At 73.0% G+C, this 17,402-nt stretch carries 12 protein-coding genes; 7 read left to right on the top strand and 5 right to left on the bottom strand.

Features of this window, described 5'->3' with window-relative positions; translation table 11 throughout:
• The first annotated feature begins 23 nt into the window (after positions 1–23).
• The 4 genes from FRADC12_RS08445 to FRADC12_RS29375 all read left to right on the top strand — a co-directional run bounded on the left by FRADC12_RS08445 (position 24) and on the right by FRADC12_RS29375 (position 6,370).
• Positions 24–3,371: an AAA family ATPase gene (locus FRADC12_RS08445; RefSeq protein WP_045879265.1), complete on the top strand. Its 3,348-nt coding sequence runs from the start codon at positions 24–26 to the stop codon at positions 3,369–3,371.
• Entirely contained in the window at positions 3,368–4,594 is a 1,227-nt protein-coding gene (locus FRADC12_RS08450) for a hypothetical protein (protein WP_045876244.1), read from the top strand. Before FRADC12_RS08445 ends, FRADC12_RS08450 begins: the two co-directional genes overlap by 4 nt.
• A gap of 17 nt (positions 4,595–4,611) precedes the next feature.
• Positions 4,612–5,070 carry a hypothetical protein gene (locus tag FRADC12_RS08455; RefSeq protein WP_045876245.1) on the top strand — a complete coding sequence of 153 codons (459 nt, stop codon included), beginning with the start codon at positions 4,612–4,614 and terminating at the stop codon, positions 5,068–5,070.
• Between the two features lie 454 nt (positions 5,071–5,524).
• Positions 5,525–6,370, top strand: coding sequence for a hypothetical protein (locus tag FRADC12_RS29375; protein WP_232303677.1), 846 nt, complete (start codon positions 5,525–5,527; stop codon positions 6,368–6,370).
• On the opposite strand, the gene FRADC12_RS29380 is transcribed toward FRADC12_RS29375, so the two are convergent.
• On the bottom strand, positions 6,346–6,960 hold the full coding sequence (locus tag FRADC12_RS29380; protein WP_198152831.1) for a 3'-5' exonuclease family protein: 615 nt from the start codon (positions 6,958–6,960) through the stop codon (positions 6,346–6,348). The two genes, FRADC12_RS29375 and FRADC12_RS29380, sit on opposite strands and share 25 nt — an antisense overlap.
• 391 nt (positions 6,961–7,351) lie before the next feature.
• Between FRADC12_RS29380 and FRADC12_RS08465 the strand changes: the two genes are divergently transcribed.
• Complete coding sequence (locus FRADC12_RS08465) at positions 7,352–8,602, top strand: multidrug effflux MFS transporter (protein ID WP_045876247.1); 1,251 nt, start codon at positions 7,352–7,354, stop codon at positions 8,600–8,602.
• A gap of 48 nt (positions 8,603–8,650) precedes the next feature.
• On the opposite strand, the gene FRADC12_RS08470 is transcribed toward FRADC12_RS08465, so the two are convergent.
• The 4 genes from FRADC12_RS08470 to FRADC12_RS08485 all read right to left on the bottom strand — a co-directional run bounded on the left by FRADC12_RS08470 (position 8,651) and on the right by FRADC12_RS08485 (position 13,523).
• Positions 8,651–9,673 (bottom strand): TAXI family TRAP transporter solute-binding subunit, encoded by a 1,023-nt coding sequence (locus FRADC12_RS08470; RefSeq protein ID WP_052710766.1) that lies wholly within the window; start codon positions 9,671–9,673, stop codon positions 8,651–8,653.
• A 62-nt stretch (positions 9,674–9,735) separates the two neighbouring features.
• The gene (locus tag FRADC12_RS08475; protein ID WP_045876248.1) at positions 9,736–11,154 is read right to left on the bottom strand and encodes a sensor histidine kinase; all 1,419 of its coding nucleotides are present in this window, start codon (positions 11,152–11,154) and stop codon (positions 9,736–9,738) included.
• Between the two features lie 7 nt (positions 11,155–11,161).
• A complete protein-coding gene (locus FRADC12_RS08480; protein WP_045876249.1) occupies positions 11,162–12,154 on the bottom strand; it encodes a response regulator transcription factor in 993 nt (330 codons plus the stop codon).
• Between the two features lie 496 nt (positions 12,155–12,650).
• The gene (locus FRADC12_RS08485; RefSeq protein WP_045876250.1) at positions 12,651–13,523 is read right to left on the bottom strand and encodes an LLM class F420-dependent oxidoreductase; all 873 of its coding nucleotides are present in this window, start codon (positions 13,521–13,523) and stop codon (positions 12,651–12,653) included.
• 737 nt (positions 13,524–14,260) lie between these two features.
• Here FRADC12_RS08485 and FRADC12_RS08490 point away from each other — a divergent pair.
• Positions 14,261–16,552: a putative bifunctional diguanylate cyclase/phosphodiesterase gene (locus FRADC12_RS08490; protein WP_045876251.1), complete on the top strand. Its 2,292-nt coding sequence runs from the start codon at positions 14,261–14,263 to the stop codon at positions 16,550–16,552.
• On the top strand, positions 16,549–17,331 hold the full coding sequence (aat, locus tag FRADC12_RS08495) for a leucyl/phenylalanyl-tRNA--protein transferase (RefSeq protein WP_045876252.1): 783 nt from the start codon (positions 16,549–16,551) through the stop codon (positions 17,329–17,331). Before FRADC12_RS08490 ends, aat begins: the two co-directional genes overlap by 4 nt.
• Positions 17,332–17,402: the final 71 nt, after the last annotated feature.

Below are 17,402 nucleotides of genomic sequence, written 5' to 3' on the forward strand. Positions count from 1 at the left end.
GGCTGGGCGGGGGTGGGGCACTGATGCGGCCGGTACTGCTGGAGATAGCCGGGTTCGGCTCGTTCCGGGACGCGGCGGCGGTGGACTTCGCGGACGCGGACTACTTCGCGCTGGTCGGGCCGACCGGGTCGGGAAAGTCGACGGTCTTCGACGCGATGACCTTCGCGCTGTTCGGGTCCGTGCCCCGATGGAACCACCGCGGGCTGGTCTCGCTGGCGCTGGCGCCGACGGTCGCGCGCGGCACCGTGCGCCTGGTGTTCGACGCGGCCGGCGACCGGTATGTCGTCGCGCGGGAGCTACGCCGGCTCGGCAACGGCAGCGTGACGGTGCGCAACGCGCGGCTGGAGCGGCTGGCCGACCCCGCCGGCCTGGCCGCTCCCGGCGCGCCGACCGAGGTCGTGGCGGCGGACTCCGAGGTCAGCCGGGCGGTCGAGACCCTGCTCGGGCTCAGCTTCGAACACTTCTGCGCCTGCGTCGTACTCCCGCAGGGCGAGTTCGCCGAGTTCCTGCACGCCAAGCCGGCCGACCGCCAGAAGATCCTCACCAGGCTGCTCGGCCTCGGCGTCTACGACGAGATCCGGGCGGCGGCGAACGACCAGGCCAGGGCCAGCGGGCACGGCGCCAAGGCGCTCGACAAGCAGCTCGCCGGCTACCAGGACGCCACCGAGGACGCGGAGCGGGCCGCCGCCGCCCGGGTGGACACGTTGGCCGAGGTGGTGGCCCGCGTCGACACGGCGCTCGGCGAGATTGCCACCCGGGCCGCGACGGCCGAGCTGGCGACGGCCGAGCTGGCCCGGGTCCAGAACGAGCGGGACCTGCTCGCGGCGGTCCGGATGCCGGCTGACGTGGTCACGCTGACGACCCGGCTAGCCGCTACCGCCGCGACCGCCGCCACGGTGGCCGCGGCCCGCCTGGCCGCCGAGCGGGTCGACAGCGCGGCCCGGTCGGACCTGGCTGCGGCGCCTGACCGCGCCCCACTGGAGCAGGCCCGCCGCGACCACGCCGAGCTGGCCCGCCTCGCGGCCGCCCAGCCCGGGGCACAGGCGACCCACACCGCCGCCCGGACCACCCTCGACCGGCTCACCGCGGCCGTCACCGAGACCCGCGCGGCCCGGGACGCGGGTGCCGCCACCCGCGACGAGGCCGCCCGCGCGGCCCAGGCCGTCGCCGACGAGGTCGCGCGGCTGCGCGCCGAGCGCGACCGGCTGGCCGCCGTCCGCACGCCGCCGGGCCTCGTCGAGCTGGCCACGCGGCTGCGCGCCGCCCAGCGTGCCGCCGCGGAGTCCGGCGCGCTGCGGCGAGCGGCGGAGCAGGCCGACACCGACGCGAGAGCCGCCCTCGACGCGGCACCCAACCGGGCGGCCCTGGAACGCGCCCGCGATGGTCACGACGAGCTCACCCGGCTAGCGCCGGCCCGGGCCGCGGCCGACACGGCGCACGCCGACGCCCGGCGCGGGCTCGGCGCGGCGGTGGCCGCCGTCGAGGCGGCCCGCCACGCCCGCGCCGCGGCGGCGGCCGCGCTGGAGCAGGCACAGACCGCCGACCTGGCGGCGGCCCTGCGCCCCCACCTCGTCGCGGGTGAGCCGTGCCCGGTGTGTGAGCAGGCGGTCGCCACGCTGCCCGCGGCCGCCGGCCATCCGGTGGCGCTCGCCGCCGCGCGGTCCGCTCTGGACCGCGCCGCCAAGGACCTCGACGCGCGGGAGCGCCGGTCCGCGGACGCGGGCCGCGCCGAGTACGAGACCCGGCTGCGGCAGCGGCAGCTGGTGGACCGGGTCGACGAGCTGCGCCGCTCACTCGCGGCCCAGGACGCCGCCGAGGTGGCCGCGCAGCTCGCCGAGGTCACCCGGTGCAAGCACGAGGCGGCCAGGGCGGCGCGCGAGCTGGCGGCCACCCGGGTCGACGCGGACGCCGCCGACCACGCCGCGGCCACGCTGGTGACGGCCGGCTCCCGGGCTCGCGCCCAGCTGGTCGAGGCCCGCGACCCGCTGGTCGGCCTCGGCGCGCCCGGCCTGGTCGACGGCGACATGGCCGAGGGCGGGGACGGGCTCGGTGTCGACCTGGCCGCGAGCTGGGCACGGCTCGTCGGCTGGGCCGGCGAGCTCGCCGGGCGACGATCCGCGGAGCTGGGCGCCGCCGCGGCCCGAGACGCCGCCGCCCGCGACGCGCTGAGCGCCACCACCGCCGCCCACGCCCAGGCCGCGAGCACCGCGGAGCGGGCGGAACGCGACCAGGTCGCGGCCCTGCACGACGAGCGCACCGCCGCGAGCCGGCTGGAGTCGCTGACCACCCGGGTCACCCAGCTGCGCGAGACCCTCACCGGTCTCCCGTCGGCCGCGGACGTGACGGCGACCCTCACCGAGCTGGACCGGCTCGGGGCGAACGCCAAGGCCGCCGACGAGGGCCTGCGCGCCGCTCGGGCCGAGGCTGACGCCGCCGACGCAGCGCTGCGCGCCGCCCAGGACGCGCTGCGCGCCGCCCAGTCCGCGCTCGCCAGCACCCGGGACACCGTGGTCGCGCTCGGCGCACCCGCGCTCGGCGGCCAGGACCTGCTGGCTGACTGGACGGCCCTGACCCGCTGGGCGGCCGCCGAGGCGACCACCCGGGACGACCACCTTCCCGCGCTCGCGGACGCCGTCACCCGGGCCGGGCAGGCCAGGGACGAGACGGCCCAGGCGCTCGTCGAGCTGCTCACCGCGCAGAGCATTCCGACAGCCGGCCTCGTCACCGAGTCAGCGGCGCGGGCGGCGTCGGCGGCGCTCGAACGGGCCCGCGCGCAGCGCGACCGGGTCGCCGAGCGGCGCGCCGAGGCGGCCGGGGTACGCGCCGAGCTCGCGAAGACCCGCGAGGCCGAGCAAATCGCCCACCAGCTCGGCGTGCTGCTGCGCTCGGACCGCTTCCAGCGCTGGCTGGTCGCCGCCGCGCTCGACCTGCTGGTCGAGGACGCGTCGCGGACCCTGCTGGAGCTGTCCAACGGCCAGTTCGAGCTCACCCACGACGACGGGGACTTCATCGTCGTCGACCACGCCGACGCCGACTCCCAGCGCCCGGTGCGGACGCTTTCCGGCGGCGAGACCTTCCAGGCGAGCCTCGCGCTCGCGCTGGCGCTGTCCGCCCAGCTCACGACGATGGCCGCGGCCGGCGCCGCCCGGCTCGACTCGATCTTCCTGGACGAAGGCTTCGGCACCCTCGACGACGCGACCCTCGACACCGTCGCGAGCACGCTGGAGAACCTCGCGGGCGGCGCCGGTGTCGGCGGTGGCCGGATGGTCGGGATCGTGACCCACGTCCAGGCGCTGGCCGAACGGGTCCCCGTCCGGTTCGCCGTGAGCCGCGACGAACGCACCTCCACCGTCATCCGGGAGACAGCATGAGCGCCCTCGCGGCGGTCGCCGCCAGGGGTGGGATGCAGTTCAGCATCGACCCCTGGGACCCGAGCTACGGCACCTCGGTCACGGACGACTTCAAGGAGTCCACGGCGAAGATCGAGGCCGGGGTCGAGGAGGCTCCGTCCGCCTGGCGGCCGGTGCCGCTGCCGGCGGCCCGGGGCCGCCTCGTCGCGGCGCCCGAGGCGGTGTTGTTCGTCGACGGGGTCCGCCGGGAGGACGCCCGCGGCTGGATCCATGACCTGGCGCCGGCCGACACCCGGGCGACCTCGGCCGTCCCGGCGGTCTGCGCGTCGTTCGCCAGCGGCGTCGTCTGCAGCTGCGCGCTCGGCGCCCACCTGCTGACCGCGCGGGTGGAACGCGGCCTGTTCACCCCGGCGCGCCATGCCGGTGACATCGCCACGCAGGGTGGCACCTACCGGTTCAGGCCGGTCACCGACGACGGCCCCAACGGCCTGAACCTCGCCATCCAACAGGCCATGACGACCTTGGAGATCTCCACCGCCGCCGGCGCGCGCCACGGCCACGCCACGGTCCCGGGCGCCGACGGCCGAGTCTGGCCCGGGCCGGACGGCGGCGCCGGACCAGCGCCGGATGACTCCTTCGCCGACGGGCCGGCGTGGCCTTCCGACACCGAGGCCCAACCGGCATGGGGCGACCCGTTCGCTGCCGGGCCGACCGGGCCGTGGCCCCGGCAGCGGCTCGCCGAGCACCCGACGGACCAGCCCGGCGACGCGGCCCCGGATCGGAGCGCCCTGCTTGTCGTCGACGGCCCGTTGCGGGGCAGGACGCACATGCCGCGCACGCTCGGCTTCATCAAGACGCACCACTCGCGGTACCTGGAAGCGCCCCAGCATGAGGTGGTTGGCAGGCTCGAACCGGGCGAACGCACACCGGTCTTCATGATGGGCACCAACTGGGACCGCTTCACCTGGTACCTGCGCCTGCCGAGCAGGCCCGGGGCGCCCTGGGCCGGCGTCGCCCGGGTCGAGTGCCCGGCGAGCCTGCCCGCGGCCGACGCGATCGGGCTGGCCGACCTCAGCCAGGTCGTGCTCCCGCGCTTCGCCTCGCACGAGTTCAAAGACGGCCGAGCCCCGCAGAACCTCTACCCCATCGCGGGCCTCGAACGAGCGCTGCGCCGCCGCCTGGGCGACCGCCAGCTCATGTACCGCTCGCTGCGCCGCGCCGCCGGGCCAGTGCGCCGAAACTAGGATGTAATCTTCCGACCGTGATCCGCGACAAATACCCCGTCATCCACGTCACGTCGTGGGATGCCGTCGCGGACGAGCCGGGCGGTCAGGACGAAAAGATCTGGCTACGGCACCCTGAAACCGATGACCGTTGGCTTTACAAGCCGCCCACGATCAAGGATGGGCACGTTCATGGGGAGGACTGGGGCGAGAAAGTCGCGAGCCGCCTGGCAAGGCTCCTGACAGTCCCCTGCGCCGAGGTCGAACTAGCGGTCCGCGATGGCGCGCCGGGTTGCATCTCACGGAACCTTCGTCCGCCCTCCTATGAGATGCAGGGGGGCGCGGTGCTGCTCTCTGAGCTGCTGCCGGACTACAGGCCAGGTGCGGAGGGGATCAAAGGCCGTCCTGGACACTCACTGACCAACATCAAATTGGCGCTCGAGGGGGGCACTTTGCCCACCAGACTCGCCATGCCCGTCCACTTTCACCGCATTTGATGTTTTTGCCGGCTATCTGGTTCTCGATGCGTGGATCGCCAATCGGGACCGGCACGATGAGAACTGTGAGTTCTCATTCCGACAGCACCGTTTCCCCTGGACGAGCCTCGAAGGCTCTGCGGAGCGTACGACCAGGCGGGATGCCTCGGATACAACCTCCAGGACTCTCGCAGGACCACCTACCTACTCCAACCGGGCGGGGTCGAGCGATGGGTCGAGCGCGGCACAGCCTGGCGATTCGAACACGTACCAGGTCAGCCCCTCACGCTGGTCCAGCTCGCCCAGACGGGGCTACGGATGGTCAGCCCGCAGGTACGGAACCACTGGTTGGGCAAGCTGTCTGCCGTGACCTCAACCGTCGAGACCACGATCGTCACGGGCGCGGCAAAACTGTCACACCCAGCCGCTACATTCGCGACCAAGGTCCTGCAGATCAACCGAGGGAGGCCGCTCCGTGATTATCAGTAGTGCGACAGTCGCACGCCGCGATGGGGAAGCCGCGACGCCCTCCACCCGCCGTCTCGCGGTGACCTGGCAGCACCCAGGAAGACGCCTGATCCAGCCGATCGGAATCCTGTCGTTCGACGGCCAGCGCTATGGCTTCCACTATCTGGAAGACGTGAAAAACGTCGATGGATTTCGACCTCTTCTCGGGTTCGCGGACCTTCGCGACACCTACACATCCACACGCCTTTTTCCACTGTTTTCACAACGCGTCATGGATCCCGCCAGACCTGATTACCAGCGATACGTCACCCGCCTCGGACTCAACGCCGACGCAACCCCATGGGAGCAGATATCCCGGTCGGAAGGGCGCCGCGAGGGCGACACGCTACAGCTCTTCCCAGAGCCCATCGTCAATCCATCGGGCCTCATGGAATGCGCTTTTCTTGTTCACGGCGTACGCCACATCATCGGCCGACACCTCTCGGGGGCAATAGTTCACCGAAATGACCTCAAGCAAGTCCTGGCCGATATCGGATCGGGAAGCTCCCTGCTCCTAGAGGAGGAACCAGACAACCCGGTCAATGCTCGAGCTCTGCTCACGACCACGGAGTCCGGCTTCCCGCTGGGGTGGCTGCCAGACCTTCTGGTCGACGACGTGCGCAGCCAGGACTTCAGCCGCGCCAGGGTGACCGTGGATCGAGTAAACGGCCCAGAGGCACTGTGGCACCTACGCATCCTCGCTAGGCTCGCGGTGCCGGTTCCTCCTGGGCACATCCCCTTCTCATCATCGTCCTGGCGACCCTACTCCGGGGGACCTTCCCCGAGGTCTCAGTACGAGAAGACGTCCGGGTAGCCTCCGATCTCAAGAAACACTCTTGAAGGCAGGAACTCGCAGCAGCGCGCGTAGAGGTCCGCGAGGCCGGCGGTGACAAGCCTCTGCCGAAGTACCCGCAGCAGCGCCGGAAGGTAGATAACGTCCGTTACGGCATATTCAAGCTGATCATCACTTAGAGCATTGGCAGTCCAGTCACTCACTCGGATCGCGCCCTTGAGAATATCAACGGAAAAATTCTCCCGCAGCAGCGCCTGGAGGCTGTGCTGCTCGTTCCCGACGGACGGCTCCAAAATCTTGGAGGCCACTTTCGTACAGGAAATCGATGCGGGACTCACCTTCCATTGCGAGATCATAAAGCGGAGGTCGAACGGAGCATGATGAAGGACTTTCTCGACATTCGGGTCAGCCAGCAGACCCATGAGTCGTTCCGGCCGGCGAAGCCCAACCTGAACCACAGCAGGCGGAAACCCCTCGGCGAATAGCTGGCAGGTGCCAATCCTGTCAGTTTGCCAGGAAAGTCCTGACGTCTCGATGTCCCACGCGACAAGTCCGGCAGCGCCAAGATCGTTGGCCAATGAGCCGGGTATGTCTTCCTCAAAAGTGGTCACACCGTCATCCAAATCCGCCAGAATACTGTTTCCACGAACCTATCGCGCCGCCGACCCAGTCCCGACCAGGGCCGCGTTGCGCAGAGGCGTTCCACGCCACCGCGATCTACGCAGGCAGGCGCTGGCGCGGGAACGCCGGGTGTACAGCCGTTGCCAGACGGCGATCCGTGCGGCGCCAGCGGCCGGTAGAACTGGCGTGCCGCTGGGCCGGCAGTCCTGCTAGGCACGCTCCCAATACCAGCCGATTGCGCGCATCCTGTGCGGGGCTGGCCGCCGTGGGCCGAGGGGTGCGCAGCGGCCGGCCAGGCGGGCGGAACGGGTCGCGGGCACGCGCGGGGCGGGTGAGGCTGAGGCGCCCAACCGTTCCAGCCCGCGCCGGAGGGTGCTCAGAATGGCCGACCGTACCGTCCCACTGCGCACCCTGGTCATCCTGGGCGCGCTCACCGCGTTCGGGCCGTTGTCGATGGACCTCTACCTGCCCGCCCTGCCCGCGCTGACCCGGGACCTGGGCATCAGCGCCTCGCTGGGCCAGCTGACGATGACGTCCTGCATGGTCGGGCTCGCCGTGGGGCAGCTGGTCGCCGGCCCGGTCAGCGACGCGTTCGGGCGGCGCCGGCCACTGCTGGCCGGCGTGACCTGCTGGGCCCTGATGTCCGTGGCGTGCGCCCTCGCGCCGGATGTCGGGACGCTGGCGGCGCTGCGGCTGGTGCAGGGACTGGCCGGCGGCGCCGGAGTCGTGGTGGCCCGGGCCGTCGTGCGCGACCTGTTCGACACCGCGGCAGCGGCCCGGGTGTTCTCGCTGCTGCTACTGGTCATGGCGATGGCGCCGGTGCTCGCGCCGCTGCTCGGGGCGCAGCTGATGCACGTGACGTCCTGGCGCGGGCTCTTCCTCGCGTTGACGCTCATCGGCTGCGCGCTGCTCGCGGCGGCGGCGCTCGGGATCCCGGAGACGCTGCCGCCCGCGCGCCGGGTGCGCGGCGGGGCTCGCGCCACCGCCGGCCAGCTGGTGACCGTGCTGCGCGACCGGCGGGCCGTCGGCTACACCGCCGTGCTCGGCCTCGGCGGCGGCATGCTGTTCACCTACATCTCGATGGGCCCGTTCGTGCTGCAGAACGGGCACGGGCTGTCGCCGCAGGCGTTCTCGTTCGTCTTCGCGGCCAACGCCCTCGGGCTCGCGGCGGCGAGCCGGCTGAACATGCTGCTGGTCAGCCGGCTGGGGCCGGGCCGGATGCTGTCGGTCGGGCTGGCGGCCGCGGTGGCCGGCACCTGGGCGATGACCCTCGCCGCCTCGTTGCGGCTGCCCCTGGCCGTGCTGCTGGTGCTGCTGGGCATCACCGTCGCCTCGGTGTCGATGATCATGCCGAGCACCACGGCGCTGGCGATGGAGCGGCACGGCGCCCGGGCCGGCGCGGTGTCCGGCCTGCTCGGCCTGTCCCAGTTCGGCCTCGGCGGCCTGATCGGCCCGCTGGTCTCGCTGGGCGGCGTGACCACGCTCGTGATGGCCGGGACGATGGCCGTCACCGCCACCACCGCGCTGCTGGTCCGCCATGCCATCGCCCGCGTCCCGGCCCGTGAGAGCTCGGAGGCCGACGCCACACCGCCGCCGCTGCCCTCGGGCGGGCTCGGCCGCCCGGCCTCCTGAGCCACGGGCCGGCGCGGCTGCGGTCTGGCTGGAGCGGGCTCAGCGGGCTCAGTCCTTCGTGGAGCGGTAGTACCGCAGCGCGCCGTCGGCCAGCGGGATCGGGAAGGTGGCGATCGCGCTGCGGCGGTCGAGCGCGTTGGCGACCGGTATCTGCGCGGCGATCTCGGCCCGCGCGTCGAACAGGATGCGGGTGACCTCCTCGACGAGGCCCGCGTCGGTGTCGGCCCGGGTGACGAGCAGGTCGGGGACGGCGACGGTGGTGGTGTCGGTCGGCGGGCCGGCCAGCCGGTAGGTGTCGGCCAGGATGGTGCCCGGGCGGTAAGCCGGGTCGGACCGGGAATGGAGCTGCTCGGCCAGCGAGCCGAGCGAGACCAGCCGGATCTGCGTAACGGCGGCCAGGTCCGTGATGCCCCCGGTCGGCAGCCCGCCCGACCAGAAGAACGCGTCGAGGCCGCCGTTCTCCAGCGCGGCCACCGACTCGTTGAAACCGAGCCGGCTCACGGCCATCGACTTGTCCGGGATGCCCGCGACGGACAGCATCCGCTCGGCGATCAGCTCCGTGCCGGAGCCGTCCGAGCCGATCGAGACGCGCCGGCCCCGCAGGTCCGCGAGGGTGTGGATCGGGCCGTCGGCGCGGACGACCAGGTGCATGTAGTCGTCGTAGATCCGGGCCAGCGCCCGGATCGGCTCGGGCCGGTCGAACGGGGCGCGCCCGGCGACCGCGGCCGAGGCCGCGTCGGCCGCCGTGAACGCGAACACGTTGGGCGAGAGCGCCACCTGCCGGACGTTGTCGACGGAGGCGGTGGTCGCCATTGCCTCCGCCTCGACACCGTCGAGCCGACGGTTGATCGCGGCGGCGAGCGCGACACCGTACGAGTAGTAGATGCCCTTGGTGGCACCGGTCAGGATGACGATGCTCCCGCGCCGATACTGGCGCTGCTGGCCGTTACGGCTCACCGCCACGGACCCGAGGGTGGCGGCGACGACCACGACGAGGGCCGCGGAAAGTGCGACGAGCAGACGGCGGCGCGACCACCAGCCGCCCGGGCGCGGGCGTCGCAACCGCCGCATGACCGCCCGACCATACCCGCTGCCCGCGCCCGGCGGCTGGCCCGGCCGTCCGGGCGACCGGCTCAGGAGGCTGGCACCTTCGCCGGCTGCGGTGACGCGGCGAGGTCGTCGGCCGGGCGCCGCGGCACGCTCAGCGTCACCGCGAGACCGGTCGGCTCGGCGAGGGCCACCGAGAGGGCGCCGCCGGAGGCGCCCAGCAGCGTGCTGGCGATGCTGAGCCCCAGGCCGGAGCCGCCGACGTTCACGTTGCGCGGGCTGCGCCAGAACCGGCGGCCGACGACGGAGAGCTCGTCCTCGGCGACGCCGGGGCCCTCGTCGCGCACCACGATCCTGATCGCGTCGGCGGCGCGGGTGACCCCGACCTCGACGGTGGACGCGGTCGGCGAGAACTTGATCGCGTTGTCGACGACGGCGTCCAGCGCGCTGCCGAGAGCCGTGCGGTCGGCGTAGCCCATCGCCTCGGACAGGCCGGTCTGGGCGAGGGAGATCTGCCGGGTCGCCGCGACCAGCCGCCAGGCGGCGAGCCGGTCCCTGGTCATCGAGACGACGTCGAACACCGCCGGCCGGGCCGCCGCGTGCTCGGCCTGGGCCAGCGCGAGCAACTCGTCCAGCACCTCGGTCAGCCGCCTGCCCTCGGTCCGCGTCTCCTCCAGCTCGTCGAGCCACTCGGCCGGCAGGCCGAGCCCGATGTTCTCGATCCGCAGCAGCAGCGCGGACAGCGGGTTGCGCAGCTGATGGGAGGCATCCGCGACGAACGCCCGCTGCTGGGAGATGACCTCCTGGACGTGGTCGGCCATCTCGTTGAACGACGTGGCCAGCCGGCGCAGCTCAGGTGGTCCGACCCGGTCGGAGACGCGGGTCGACAGCTGGCCCGTGGCGATCGCGTGCGTCACCGCGTCCAGGCTGTTGATCGGCGCCAGCACCCAGCGGGTCAGCCGCAGCGCGACCGCGACGCAGAGCAGCAGCGCCGCCAGCTCGCCCAGCCCGAGCAGCAGCCAGCGGCGCAGTACCTCACCCCGCAGCCGGTCGGTCGGCGAGACGGTCAGCGCCGCGCCGATCACGTCGCCACCGGACAGCACGGGCTCGGCGATCACCAGGGGGCGTTGCTGCCAGGGCCAGATCTGCGCGGGATCCTCGCCGCTGCGCCCGCGCAGCGCCGCGTTCAGCTGCTGGCGCACCCGCGGGTCGGTCGCCAGGACGGTGGGGCGGGACGCGGCCCGGACCGACGAGTCACGGCCGTAGACGGCCGCGGTGATGCCGTAGACCTGGTCGTAGCGCACCAGCTCGTCGGTCAGCGTCCGGTTGCCGTCCGGGCCGGGATTCTGCCCGGCCAGGCCGGCGAACCGGCTGGTGTCGCCGAGCCGGTCGAAGAACATCGTCTGCTGCAGGCCCTCGGCCACGCTGCGCGCGAGGGGGACGCCGAGCACGACCAACGCCGTCGCCATCAGCGCCAGGAGGATCACGAGCAGCCGGGCACGCACCGGTCGCTCAGGCTCGCCGCGGTCGTTTCGCCGCGGTGGCGAGCCCGGTCACGCTCGCGTCCACGCCGCCGTCATCCACGCCGTGGTCCGCTCCGGCGCCGCCGTCCACGACGCCGGCCGCGGCGCCCGCGTCCCGGACCAGCCGTTCGACGGGAGCGCCGGGCAGGCCGTAGCCCGCAGTGTCACCCGACTGACGCGCCGCGTCGTCGCCCGTCCTGACGGGCGGCGGCGGGGGAGCTCCCGCCGCCGACAGCCGGTACCCCACCCCACGCACCGTCTGGACGACGAACGGATCGCCGAGCTTCGCGCGCAGCGAGGCGACGTGAACCTCCAGGGTGCGCGAGGCCGACTGCACCGACGAGCCCCACACCTCGCTGATCAGCTGCTCGCGCCGGAAAACCACGCCCGGCGCCCGGGCCAGCTCGGCGAGCAGGTCGAACTCCTTGCGGGTCAGCGCGAGCACCCGCCCGTCGCCGGCGGTCACCTCCCGGCTGTCCAGGTGGATGCGCAGGCCACGGGTCTCGACCACGCGGCCCACAGCCGTGGCGGCGTTCGGGAGGTCGCCGACGCCGTCCCCCGCGAGCCCGTCCGCCCGGCCGCCGCCGGCCGAACCGGCCTCCCCGTCGGCGGCGGCGAGCGGGTCCGGCCGGGAGCGGCGGACGACCGCGTGGATGCGGGCGATCAGCTCCCGCAGGTCGTAGGGCTTGACGATGTAGTCGTCGGCACCGAGGTAGAGGCCGTGGATGCGGGCCGAGAGGTCGGCGCGGGCCGTCACCATGATCACCGGCGTGTTGGACACCTTGCGGATCCGGCCGCACACCTCGAACCCGTCCCGGTCGGGCAGGCCCAGGTCGAGCAGCACCAGGTCGGGCCGGGTGTGCATCAGGTCCAGCGCGCGGGCGGCGGTCCTGGCTCGCACGATGTCGAAGCCGTGGCGACCGAGCACGCCGGACAGGGCCGCGGCGACCCGGTCGTCGTCCTCCACGATCAACAGCCGCATGGGCACTCCCGTCCGGCTGCGACGCGCCCTCGTGGCGCGGTCAACCTCCTGGCATCACCCCACCGGCCGACCCACCGTCGCGCCGCCCGTCTCGCCCGACAAGCTAGCACTCCGGCCCGGTCCGCTCCGGATCGCCCAAATTTCACGCACAGTTCCCACGCCCTGAGTGGTCAACCGGCTCCACACTGAGCGACCCGAGTACTACCTGCCCGCCGACCACCTGCGCACACCGGTGCCCCGCACCCGGCAACGCCCATGCGACCAGCCCACCGAGAGCTGGTGGGCCTGGAATCAGGGCTGGCCCGTGATCCACAAGGTGAACGTCAGGTGCCGGGGGCAGCCAGGGGCGCGTCGGCGGCGAACGGGCCTCGGCGGCGAGGGCGCGGGGTGGTGGAGCGGGCGGTGGGGACGGTGGCCGACAGGAAGGCCGCCAGCAGGCACAGGAAGGCCGCGCCTTACCAGGCCGCGGTGTAGTGGGCGCCCCCGGCTGCTCGCCTTAGAGGTCGGTTATCTGTGGGATCACCTGCGAGCCGATGATCTCCAGCGGCCGGATCTTCGAGACGTCGACCACCCGGCCGATGACCTCCTGGATCCCGAGGGAGGCGAGCCGCTCCAGCTCGGCGAGGATCGCGCCGACGTTCTGGCCGTCCTCGCCCGGGTCGAACTCGAAGTACGACGTCTTGGTGATCTCGTCGTAGTCCCGGCCCTCGCGCTCGCAGTGCGCGCGCAGCACGTCGAGCTTGTGGGCGAGGTCCGGGCCGGCGAAGAGGTTGCAGGCCTGGGCGTACTTGGCCACCAGCCGCAGCGTCTTCTTCTCACCGCCACCACCGATCATGATCGGCGGGTGCGGGCGGGTGAGGTTCTGCGGGGAGTTCAACGGGCGGCCGAGCTGGTAGTGCGTGCCGGTGTAGGGGCTGTCGTCGTCGGACCACATCTTCAGGCAGATCTGGAGGGTCTCCTCCAGCCGCTCGAACCGCTCGGAGACCGGTGGGAACGGGATGCCGAGGGCCGTGGACTCCTCGTCGTTCCAGGCCGCGCCGACGCCGAGCCAGGCCCGGCCGCCGGACAGCACGTCCAGCGTCGTGATCGTCTTCGCCAGCACGCCGGGATGGCGGTAGACGGCGCCGGTCACCAGGGTGAGCAGCTTGACCCGCTCGGTGACCGCGGCCAGGTAGCCCAGCGTGGTGTACGCCTCGAGCATGTCGTTCTCGGATGGTCCGACGAACGCGATCTGGAAGAAGTGATCCATCACGGCGAGCTTGTCGAAGCCGGCCGCGTCGGCCGTCCTGGCAATCTCAGTGAGGTCGGCGCCGAGGCGCGCCGGGCCGCCGGCCCAGGTGAAGTCGGGAATCTGGAGTCCAATTCGCACCGCGCGTGGCCCTTCCCATCGGTTGCGACCTAAGTCGCTGGTTGAGTAACGCACCTCACCGAGTACGCACGAGCAATACGAAATCGGTCACTCGGGGTACTCGGCAAAGAACACCGTGAACAACTCGCGGAATTACCACGGGCCGCGGCCGGCGGTGCGCACGGCCCACACCGCGCTGTGTCGTGACCAGAGGCCGCAACGGGAGGTCGAGTCGCGGTGCGGCGGGCGCCCTGCGCAGGCAGGCGCCTTGGTGGGCCGAGAGTCGTGGTGAGGCGGGTGTCGGGGTGAGGCGGGTGTCGGGGTGAGGCGGGTGTCGGGGTGAGGCGAGTGTCGGGGTGAGATGGGTGTCGCGACGAGGTCGTGTCGCGACGGGACGATCCGGCCGCGTTACGTGGTCCCTGCTCCCAACCTATGCCGCGGCGGGCGCCGATGGGACGCCGCGGCCCCGCCGGTGCGGCCGCGTGAACGGCGCGTGGTTCAGTCCAAGAAGACCGATCCCAACACCGGCACAGACCGGTGTCGCCAGAGAACACCGGCGGCTTGGAACGAATCTGAATGGGCGACAATTAGGGCATGTCGAACCCGGTCCGCCAGCAGGTCCAGCGCCACGTCACGGGCGCCGGCGCAAGGACCGGTGCTCGCGGGCCAGGCCGACGTCCTGGCCCGCTCACGCCACGCCGTCCACTGGGCGCCGGCTGGCGGCGCGACCGGAACGCGGGCGACGGCGAGCACCCCGCATGATCCCCGTCGGGCCCCCGTCGCGCAGGTACCGGCTGATCCGGGTCGCCCAGCTGCTCATGGTCCTGACGGCCGGGCTGCTGGCCGTCGCCTCCTTCGCCGGGTGGTCGGCCCTGAAGACGGTCGCCTGGCCACTGCGCGACACCTTCACCCTGGCCGCTTCCGGGTTCTGTGTGGCCCGCGCGGTACTGGTCCGCGGCGACCGGCTGCCCTGGGCGATCCTCGGCGGCGGCCTCGCCTGTTACGGCGCCGCCACGCTGGCCTTCAGCCTCACCCAGCACCTGCACGACGGCCAGCAGCTGACGATGGCCCCCTCGGTCGCGGACATCGGCTGGCTCGCCTTCTACCCCGCCTGCTACGCCTCGGTCGTACTCCTGCTGCGCCACCGGGTGCTGCGGCTGCCGCTGAGCATGCTGCTCGACAGCCTGGTCGGGCTGCTCGGGTTCGCCGCGCTCACCGGCGCGCTCAAGGAGGCGGTGGAGCACCACGACCCGGCGCTCAGCTCGGGCCAGGTCGTGGTCGCGCTGATCTACCCGCTCGCCGACCTGCTGCTGGTGCTGCTGGTGGTGAGCGTCTTCGGCGTCCTGGGCCGGCGGGCTGGGCGGGTGTGGTGGCTGCTCGGCTGCGGCCTGCTGTGCTTCGCCGCCGCCGACTCGACGATGGCATCGAAGGCGACAGTCTCCGGCGGCTTCTCCCCCGGCGGGCCGCCGGACACCTTCTGGGCGCTGTCCGCGCTGATGCTGACCTTCGCGGCCTGGCAACGCCAGCCGCGGGCGCCCAGGGTGCGGGCCACCGGCTGGGCCATCATGATCGTCCCGTCGGTGCTCACGCTCACCGCGATCGGCATCCTGGTGGCCGGGGCGACCGAACAGCTGCCGCTGTATGCGGTGGTTCTCGCCGCGGCGACGCTCGTCACCGGCCTCGGCCGCGCGGCGTTCAGCCTGCGCGAGGTCCAGCGGCTGGCCGAGTCGAAGGAGCAGGCCCACACAGACCACCTGACCCAGCAGCTCAACCGGCGCGGCCTGGACGAGCGGCTGCGCGCGGCGATCGCCGGGGCGGACACCAGCGGCCGCCCGCTCGCCCTGCTGCTGCTCGACCTCGATCGGTTCAAGCTGGTCAACGACTCGCTCGGCCACCGCGTCGGCGACCAGCTGCTCGCCGAGGTCAGCGCCCGGATCGCCCTGGCGCTGCGCCCCGGGGACACGCTCGCCCGGCTCGGCGGGGACGAGTTCGCCGTGCTGCTGGAGCGGACCGACAGCGTCGGCGCCCAGCTGGTCGCGGACCGGGTGCGCGCGGCGCTGGCCGACGTCTTCCGGGTCGACGTGCTGACGGTGGCGGTCACGGCCAGCATCGGCACCGCCATCTACCCGGAACAGGCGGCGAACGCCGACGAGCTGCTCGCCCGGGCCGACATCGCGATGTACACGGCCAAGCGGCATCACACCGGCGTCGAGCACTTCGACCCCAGGGAGGCGCTCGACCCGCTGCTCGAGTTCACGATGACCGAGTCGCTGCGGGTCGGCATCGGGGAGCATCAGATCGAGGCCCACTACCAGCCGAAGGTGGAGATCGCCACCGGCCGCGTCCGTTCGGTGGAGGCCCTGGCGCGCTGGCGCCACCCGGAGCGCGGCCTGCTCACCCCGGCGTCGTTCGTGCCGTTGGCCGAGCACGCGGGGCTGATGAGCTCGCTGACCAACGCCGTCCTGGAACGGGCCTGCACCCAGCTGGCGTACTGGCGGGAGATCGGCCTGGACGTCACGGCGGCGGTCAACATCTCCGCCACCGACCTGCTCGACGCCGCGTTCCCCGATCACGTCGAGGGCCTGCTCGCCCGCCACGGCCTGGCCGCCGACGCCCTGGAGCTGGAGCTGACCGAGACGACGCTGATGCTCGACCGGACCCGCGCCGCCGCCGTCCTGCGCCAGCTGCACGACCAGGGTGTCCGCATCGCGCTCGACGACTACGGCACCGGCTACTCGACGCTCGGCTACCTGGGCGGCGACTTCCCCGTCGACGTGCTCAAGCTGGACCGGTCGTTCGTCAGCCGGCTGGAGTGCGACGACGTGGCCCGCAAGATCGTCAGCTCGACCATCGACCTCGCGCATCAGCTCGGGCTGCGGGTGGTCGCCGAAGGCGTCGAGACAGGGCGGGCGCTCGACCTGTTGCGCGAGTTCGGCTGCGACCTCGCGCAGGGCTTCCTGATCGGCGAGCCGAGCCCGGCCGTCGACATCACGGCGCTGCTCTCGGCCGTCCCGGGCCGGGCCGGCGAACCGCCGGCCGCGCACCGGTGACGCTGACCGCGCGGCCCAGCCCGCCTGGCCCGAGCTGGTGGGACACGTTGCCTCTGACGACGGGCCCGTCGGACGGCCCGGTCGTCATCGGCGGCGGTGCCACCCCGGCGGCGCTGATCGGTGCGTACCGGGCCGGCGTCTTCCCGTGGCCGCTCCCGCCGCCGAGCGAGGACCTACCGCCCGGAGTGCCGCCGCGGCTCACGCAGCTGCTGCGCCGGCGGCACCGGATGCCCGAGCTGCCGTGGTGGTGCCCCGACCCGCGAGCCGTGATCCCCGCCGGGACGGTACGGGCGAGCCGCTCGCTGCGCCGCCGGGCCCGGTCGTGTGGCTGGACGACGACGCTCGACCGCCGGTTCGACGAGGTGGTGGAACGCTGCCGGCGGACCGGGGCCGAGGTCTGGATCACCGACGAGCTGCGCGCCGGCTACGCGCGGCTGCACGCGCTCGGCTGGGCGCACAGCCTGGAGGTCTGGGACGGCGACGAGCTCGTCGGCGGGGTGTTCGGCATCCTCGTCGGCGGGGTCTGCGTCGGCGAGTCGATGTTCCACGCCCGCACCGACGCGTCCAAGGTCGCCCTGCTCGACCTGGACGCCCGGTTCGCCGCCGCCGGTGGGCGGCTGCACGACGTCCAGCTGGCCACCGACCACCTGCGCACCCTCGGCGCCGTCGAGATCGCCCGGGCCGACTACCTCGCGGCCCTGCGCACCGTCCGCGACGACGACATCCGCCTGGTCAGTGACCGGCTCCCCGTCAGCCGGCTGGCCGCCGCCGACGGCTGACGCCCTCCCGCGAGGCGACCACGGAAACGATCATGTCGGCGGCGCGAGGCAGCCGGCCACGAACCGGGCAC

It is taken from the genome of Pseudofrankia sp. DC12, from assembly GCF_000966285.1.
Taxonomy (GTDB): domain Bacteria; phylum Actinomycetota; class Actinomycetes; order Frankiales; family Frankiaceae; genus Pseudofrankia.

Excerpts from the sequence above, each read along its gene's own strand:
- FRADC12_RS08445 (WP_045879265.1), top strand. The coding sequence starts at position 24 with ATGCGGCCGGTACTGCTGGAGATAGCCGGGTTCGGCTCGTTCCGGGAC.
- FRADC12_RS08465 (WP_045876247.1), top strand. The coding sequence starts at position 7,352 with ATGGCCGACCGTACCGTCCCACTGCGCACCCTGGTCATCCTGGGCGCG.
- FRADC12_RS08480 (WP_045876249.1), bottom strand. The coding sequence starts at position 12,154 with ATGCGGCTGTTGATCGTGGAGGACGACGACCGGGTCGCCGCGGCCCTG.
- FRADC12_RS08450 (WP_045876244.1), top strand. The coding sequence starts at position 3,368 with ATGAGCGCCCTCGCGGCGGTCGCCGCCAGGGGTGGGATGCAGTTCAGC.
- FRADC12_RS08490 (WP_045876251.1), top strand. The coding sequence starts at position 14,261 with ATGATCCCCGTCGGGCCCCCGTCGCGCAGGTACCGGCTGATCCGGGTC.
- FRADC12_RS08470 (WP_052710766.1), bottom strand. The coding sequence starts at position 9,673 with ATGCGGCGGTTGCGACGCCCGCGCCCGGGCGGCTGGTGGTCGCGCCGC.